Here is a 6,681-nt window from a genome sequence, read left to right as displayed (position 1 = left end):
GATGAGCGCCGACAGCGTCAGCGCATAGGCGTTGGAAATCCACTGCGCCTCCGCCAGGCTGGCGCCGAGGTCGGCGCGCAGCGCCGGCATGGCGATCGCAAGGATCGAGCCGTCGATGAAGCCGAGTGCCGAGGCGAGGATTGCCGACACCAGCACGAATTTGCGCTGCGTCTGGGGACAGAACGTGCCGTTCGCGCGCGCGGGCGAATGCGAATCGGCCGTGGTTTCGCTCGCGGATGACATGGGATCCCTGCTTAGCCCTCTTGCGTGGGCGCAACAACAAGCCAGAGCATCGCTGTTCTTGAAACCAGATGGCACTGGTCGGGTGGCGAGGTGAACGGCAATCTTGAAGGCAAACCGCCGATCGCGTGCTAGGTTCCAACATTACGTATGGAGGGGGAAGCCATGAAGCGGCCGCTCGAACCGTCGGCGGAAGGACGCGGGCGCATCGTCGGCATCACCGACGGCGTCTTCGCCATCGCGCTGACCCTGATCGTGCTGGAGATCAGGGTGCCGGCGCATGAGGCGGTGCACTCGGAAGGCGAGTTGCTCGGAGCGATCCTCGCGCTCGCGCCACGCTTTCTGACCTATGCGCTGAGCTTCCTGACGCTCACCATCTTCTGGTTCGGCCAGCAGGCGCAGCATGGCCTGATCGCGAAGTCGGACCGCAGGCTGGCGACGCTCAACCTGTGCTTTCTTGCCTTTATAGCGCTATTGCCCTTCTCGACCGACCTGCTGGCCGATTTCCTCGAGTTCAGGATCGCGGTGCTGGTCTACTGGCTGAACCTGCTGATGCTGGGCGCGACGCTGTTCGCCAGTTGGTGGTATGCCGACAGGAACGGCATGATCGCCGAGGACGTCGACGCTGAAACGCGGCGCACCGTCTACAATCGCATCGTCAAGGCGCAGGCCCTATGGGCGGTCGGCGCAGCGCTGTGTCTGATCACGCCGCTGCTCAGCATCTGCTTCATCCTGCTGGTGCAGCTCATCTATGCCGCGGCGCCGCGCGCCTCACTGCTGCGTAAACTCATCGGTTGAGGTCCCGCCGACCTCCGCGATTGTCGGTCCGCCGACGAACTCCACCGTGACGCCCGGCGACACCAGCTTGGCAAGCTCGCGTGCATCCCAGTTGGTCAGGCGCACGCAGCCATGGCTCTCCGTCTTGCCGATCTTGGAGGGATCGGGCGTGCCGTGGATGCCGTAGGTCGGCTTGTCTAGCGCGATCCACACCGAGCCGACCGGACCGTTCGGTCCCGGCGGGAGAGTCAGGATCTTGTCGTTCTGGCCCTGCTTGAAATTGATGTTGGGGTTGTAGGTGTAGTTCGGGTCGAGCGCGATGCGCGAGACGGCATGGATGCCGGTCGGCGACGGCGTGTCAGCCGAGCCGATGGTGGCCGGATAGGCCGCGACCAGCTTGCCGCTGCCATCATAGGCGTAGACTTCCTTCTTGGTCTTGTCGGCGACGATGCGCGTCACCGGCGTCGAGACCAGCTTGCCGAAATTGGCGACCTCGATCATCGTGCCGGGGCGATTGAAGTCCACCCCCTTGTTGATCGACTTCAGATAGGTCTCGTCCATGTGGAAGCGCTCGGCCAGCGCCTCGGTGACCGAGGTGTAGCACATGCAGTCGAGCTTGGCCTTCTGGCTGTAGTCCTCGGGGATCGAGGCGACATACGGGCCGGCAACATCTTCCGGCGTGATCGTGTAGGAAGCGAAGGCGTCGCCGCCCGACTGGGCGAGCGCCGCCTGGATGCCGACCGCATCGGTCGATTTGAGATTGGTGCCGTTTATTTCGTTATAGGCGGCCAGCGCCTTGTCGACATTGGAGCCGAAGCGCCCATCGATCACGCCCGGCGAGGCGCCGCCGCGATCGAGCAGCACCTGCAGCGCGGCGACATCCTGACGCACCCCGAGCGACAGCGACGGATCGACACTGGCCTTGCCGCCCGTGTTCGGCGGCAACGAGGCCTCCGGATTGGTCTGCAGCACCTCGCCCTGGCCCGGCTGCTCCGGGTCGATCGACGCCTCGTTCAGCGGCTGGCGCTTGATCGTGTTGGACTTCGGCTCTTCCGGATAGGTGGTGGCGTAGCCTTCGTCATTGTTGGGCGCCGGCGGATAGGCATCGACGGAATTGTCGCCGCTATTGGGATCGTATTCGTCGGCCGGCGGCGGGATGACCCGGCCATTCTCCTCCAGCTGCCGCCGGCGAAAGCGGGCCATGTCCTCGGGGTTGTCGAGATAGTAGCGGTCGTCGTCCTCGGCCGGCGCGCGGCCGAGCTCCTGCGTGCGCATCTGCCGGCGAAGCGCGCGGCGGTCGAGCCTGCTGCCCGGCGGCTGGATGGCGATGACCTTGCCGGTGTCGGCATCGACCAGCACCCGATTGCCCCTGGCGTCGTAATAGATGTCGATATTGCCTTCCTGGGCCAGCATCAGCACGCCGCGTTCAGCCGGGCGCACGCCTTGCGGGCCATCCGCGCTCGGCGCGGCGAACGCGCCGGAAGACGCCAGCCCGGCCGCGAGTGCCGATAGGGAAAAGATCAAGCGCAGCATGGGGGTCAAGCTCTCCGGTCGACTCTGGCTTCTGACGGGCGAATCTTCGCCAGCAAACCAGTTACCCAAGTTAAGGTTCCAACATGAACCGGGCATGAAGATGGCGGATTTCCAGTGCCTTGAGGAACATCAGCCAGTTTGCGCGAGCCCCAATTGCTTGCGTGCCTGTCTGGTCAGCTTCAGCACGACCAGGCGGTGGCTTTCGCGCAGATAGTCCTTGAGCGCCGCATCATCCATGCTTTGGCTTGTCTGACGCTGGATCCATTTCATGCCGCGCGAAGCGAGATAGGGCGCCGGCCGGCAGCCCGGCTGATCCTTTAGCACGTCATAGGCCATCTCGGAACATTTGAAGGTGACGAAAAGCTCGCCGCCGTCGTTCCAGCCGCCGATGGCGAACACCTTGCCGCCGACCTTCCAGACATGGGCGCCGCCCCATTGGACGATATGCGTCGTGGCGGGCAATGAAGCGCAAAAGCCGTTGTAATCGTCGAGCTTCATCGAGTCCTTCCCGGTTATCCGAATCGGCAGCCGATTATGCGCAGTCACCGGGAATAACAAAGCGCGCCGCACCGGTGCGACGCGCTTCGCGTTCATTCAAGCTCGACCCGGATCAGGCGGCGGCTTCCGTCGCCACCACGGTCGGCTTTGAGCGGAAGTTCAGCCGATCGGAACCCGCCGTGACCTTGACGGTCGAACCGTCGAGGATCTCACCGAGCAGGATCTTCTCGGCCAGCGGGTCCTGCAACTCCTTCTGCATCACCCGCTTCAGGGGCCTGGCGCCATAGGCCGGGTCGTAGCCTTTCGAGGCCAGCCACTCGATCGCGTCATGATCGAGCGACAGCGTGATCTTGCGGTCGACGAGCAGGTTCTCCAGCCGCTTGAGCTGGATCTCGACGATGCGGTCCATGTCCTGCCGGCGCAGCCGGTGGAACAGGATCACCTCGTCGACGCGGTTGAGGAACTCCGGCCGGAACGAGGCTTTCACCACGCTCATCACCTCGTCGCGCACGGCATCGACATCCTGGTCGTCGCTGAGGCTGACCAGGTATTCGGCGCCGAGGTTCGACGTCATGATGATCAGCGTGTTGCGGAAGTCGACCGTGCGGCCCTGGCCGTCGGTCAGCCGGCCGTCATCGAGCACCTGCAGGAGCACGTTGAACACGTCCGGATGCGCCTTCTCGATCTCGTCGAACAGCACCACTTGGTAAGGCCGGCGCCGCACCGCTTCGGTCAGCGCGCCGCCTTCCTCATAGCCGACATAGCCGGGAGGCGCGCCGATCAGCCGGGCGACGGAGTGCTTCTCCATGAACTCCGACATGTCGATGCGCACCAGCGCCGTCTCGTCGTCGAACAGGAAGCTGGCCAGCGCCTTGGTGAGCTCGGTCTTGCCGACGCCGGTGGGCCCGAGGAACATGAACGAGCCGATCGGCCGGTTTGGATCCTGCAGGCCGGCGCGGGCGCGCCGAACAGCCTTGGCCACCGCCTGCACGGCCTCGCCCTGGCCGACGACCCGCTTGCCGATCTCGTCTTCCATGCGCAACAGCTTCTCGCGCTGCCCTTCGAGCATCTTGTCGACCGGAATGCCGGTCCAGCGCGACACGACATGCGCGACGTGGTCAGGGGTGACCACCTCTTCCACCATGCCGGTCTTGCCGTCCTGGGCCTCGGCTTCCTTGAGCTTCTTCTCCAGTTCCGGGATCTTGCCATAGGCAAGCTCGCCGGCGCGCTGGAACTCGCCCTTGCGCTGCGCGATCGCCAGTTCGTTGCGCATCTCGTCGAGCTGCTTCTTCAGGTCGGCAGCGAGGCCGAGCTTCTGCTTTTCGGCCTGCCACTTCGTGGTCAGCGCGGTCGATTCCTCCTCGAGGCCGGCGAGTTCCTTCTCCAGCCGGGCAAGCCGGTCCTTCGAAGCCTCGTCCTTCTCGACCTTCAGCGCCTCGCGCTCGATCTTCAGTTGCATGATGCGGCGGTCGACCTCGTCCAGCGCCTCGGGCTTGGAATCGACCTGCATGCGAAGCCGCGACGCCGCCTCGTCTACCAGGTCGATCGCCTTGTCCGGCAGGAAGCGGTCGGCGCTATAGCGGTTGGAAAGCGTCGCTGCCGACACCAGTGCAGAATCGGAAATGCGCACCTTGTGGTGCTGCTCGTATTTCTCCTTCAGGCCGCGCAGGATCGAGACCGTGTCCTCCACCGTCGGCTCGTCGACGAAGACGGGCTGGAACCGGCGGGCAAGGGCGGCGTCCTTCTCGACATGCTTGCGGTATTCGTCGAGCGTGGTCGCGCCGACGCAGTGCAACTCGCCGCGCGCCAGCGCGGGCTTCAACAGGTTGGACGCGTCCATAGCGCCGTCGGCCTTGCCGGCGCCGACCAGCGTGTGCATCTCGTCGATGAACAGGATGATGTTGCCGCTGGCCGAGGTGACCTCGTTGAGCACGGCCTTCAGCCGCTCCTCGAACTCGCCGCGATATTTGGCGCCGGCAATCAGCGCGCCCATGTCGAGCGCCATCAACTGCTTGTCCTTCAGCGATTCCGGCACGTCGCCATTGACGATGCGCAGCGCCAGGCCCTCGGCGATCGCCGTCTTGCCGACGCCCGGCTCGCCGATCAGCACGGGGTTGTTCTTGGTGCGCCGCGACAGCACCTGGATAGTGCGGCGGATCTCGTCGTCGCGGCCGATGACCGGATCGAGCTTGCCCGCGCGGGCGTCGGCCGTCAGGTCGCGCGCGTATTTCTTCAGCGCGTCATAGCCTTGCTCGGCGCTGGCCGAGTCGGCGGTGCGGCCCTTGCGGATATCATTGATAGCCTGGTTGAGCGCCTGCGCGGTGACGCCCGCCTTGGACAGGATGTCGGCGGTCTTGGCCGACTTCTCCATGACGAGCGCCTGCAGCAGCCGCTCGACGGTGACGAAGCTGTCGCCGGCCTTCTTGGCCAGGTCCTCGGCGGTCGAGAACACCTTGGCGAGCGGCTGGGCCAGATAGAGCTGGCCATTGCCGCCTTCGACCTTGGGCATGGCCTCGAGCGCCGTCTCGACGCCGAGCTTGACGTCGCGGGCATTGCCGCCGGCGCGCTCGATCAGGGACACGGCAAGGCCCTCGTCATCGTCGACGAGCACCTTAAGCATATGTTCAGGTGTGAATTGCTGATGGTTGCGCGAAAGCGCCATGGTCTGCGCGGACTGGATGAAGCCGCGCACGCGCTCCGAGTATTTTTCAAGATTCATATCTGTCTCCTTCCGTCACCGGCCCGCTTTGCGGCACCGGATCAGATTGCGGTGACGGACCCGCTCATAGGAGCCGAGCCCTGTTCAGCCGAGATATGGTGTATGGGGTGCGGTCCCTCAAGACGCCTTGATGTCGATCAAAGCAGAATATTCCACCGCATGTCGCCCCAAAAATGCGCGGCGGTTTTGGGGCAAGCGACATGCATCGAGCAAAGAGACCTAAAGCGCGCCGTGACGCGCTTTAGCCGCGCGCGAACGAAAACGGCGGAGAAAGATCCCCGCCGTTTGCAATGCCTGAAATGGCGTTTGTGTCAGTTGTTCGCGTCGGCGGTCACAGGCTCGCCGGGAGCTTCGCCGGCGACCGGCGCCGGCTCGCTGGCGACAGGCTCGCTTGCCGGCCTTGCCTCTTCGGCGGGCTTGGCGCCGGCCTCGCCGCCATTGTTCGTCGCATTGTGTGCTTCGCCTGAATTTTCGGGGCTTGCGCCCTGCGGCTGGTCGCCCTGCTCGCCATTGCCGGCATGGTCGGCATAGGTGCCGCGCGGGCGGCGCGGACGCCGCGGCCGGCGACCGCCACCATTGTCCATGGCGGCTTCGTTGAGCTCGGCCTGTGCGGCGAGCGCTGCCGGCGAGAAACTGTCGAACTGCGGTGTCTGCTCGGCCTGGGTTCCGGCCTCTCCAGCGGCCTCGGGCTGCGCCGGGGTCTCATTGCGCCGGTTCTGGTCGAGCTGCTGGCCGCCATGCTCGCCGCGCTGGCCGTTGTCGCCACGCTGACCGTTCTGGCCGTAGCCGCCGTTGCGGCGGTCACGATGCCGGTCGCGGCCATTGTTGTCGCGGTTGTCGCGCTGGTTGTTGTCGCGCCGGTTGTTGTCGCGGCCGTTTTCCTGGTTGTAGGCGAGCTCCGCCGGCGTGCCTTC

4 protein-coding genes and 2 pseudogenes are annotated in these 6,681 nt (G+C 65.0%); 1 reads left to right on the top strand and 5 read right to left on the bottom strand.

Annotated features, from left to right (window positions below; translation table 11 throughout):
* A pseudogene (locus EOA28_RS19960) lies at window positions 1-243 on the bottom strand (MFS transporter); the annotation flags it as partial.
* Between the two features lie 162 nt (window positions 244-405).
* Between EOA28_RS19960 and EOA28_RS19955 the strand changes: the two are divergent.
* Entirely contained in the window at window positions 406-1,038 is a 633-nt protein-coding gene (locus EOA28_RS19955) for a TMEM175 family protein (RefSeq protein WP_128315198.1), read from the top strand.
* On the opposite strand, the gene EOA28_RS19950 is transcribed toward EOA28_RS19955, so the two are convergent.
* From EOA28_RS19950 to EOA28_RS40325, 4 genes and pseudogenes are all read right to left on the bottom strand, one after another.
* Window positions 1,012-2,550 (bottom strand): L,D-transpeptidase family protein, encoded by a 1,539-nt coding sequence (locus EOA28_RS19950; RefSeq protein ID WP_127251157.1) that lies wholly within the window; start codon window positions 2,548-2,550, stop codon window positions 1,012-1,014. The genes EOA28_RS19955 and EOA28_RS19950 overlap by 27 nt on opposite strands.
* 129 nt (window positions 2,551-2,679) lie before the next feature.
* Complete coding sequence (locus tag EOA28_RS19945) at window positions 2,680-3,048, bottom strand: MmcQ/YjbR family DNA-binding protein (protein ID WP_127251156.1); 369 nt, start codon at window positions 3,046-3,048, stop codon at window positions 2,680-2,682.
* Between the two features lie 112 nt (window positions 3,049-3,160).
* Complete coding sequence (gene clpB / locus EOA28_RS19940) at window positions 3,161-5,767, bottom strand: ATP-dependent chaperone ClpB (protein ID WP_128315197.1); 2,607 nt, start codon at window positions 5,765-5,767, stop codon at window positions 3,161-3,163.
* A gap of 311 nt (window positions 5,768-6,078) precedes the next feature.
* Window positions 6,079-6,681, bottom strand: a pseudogene (locus EOA28_RS40325) (hypothetical protein); the annotation flags it as partial.

This window comes from Mesorhizobium sp. M2A.F.Ca.ET.067.02.1.1 (assembly GCF_004023285.1).
GTDB lineage: Bacteria > Pseudomonadota > Alphaproteobacteria > Rhizobiales > Rhizobiaceae > Mesorhizobium.
This window is presented reverse-complemented; position numbering and strand designations above follow the sequence as displayed.

What these genes read in the sequence shown, in the direction of transcription:
- EOA28_RS19955 (WP_128315198.1), top strand. Translation starts at nt 406, where the DNA reads ATGAAGCGGCCGCTCGAACCGTCGGCGGAAGGACGCGGGCGCATCGTC.
- EOA28_RS19945 (WP_127251156.1), bottom strand. Translation starts at nt 3,048, where the DNA reads ATGAAGCTCGACGATTACAACGGCTTTTGCGCTTCATTGCCCGCCACG.
- EOA28_RS19950 (WP_127251157.1), bottom strand. Translation starts at nt 2,550, where the DNA reads ATGCTGCGCTTGATCTTTTCCCTATCGGCACTCGCGGCCGGGCTGGCG.
- clpB (WP_128315197.1), bottom strand. Translation starts at nt 5,767, where the DNA reads ATGAATCTTGAAAAATACTCGGAGCGCGTGCGCGGCTTCATCCAGTCC.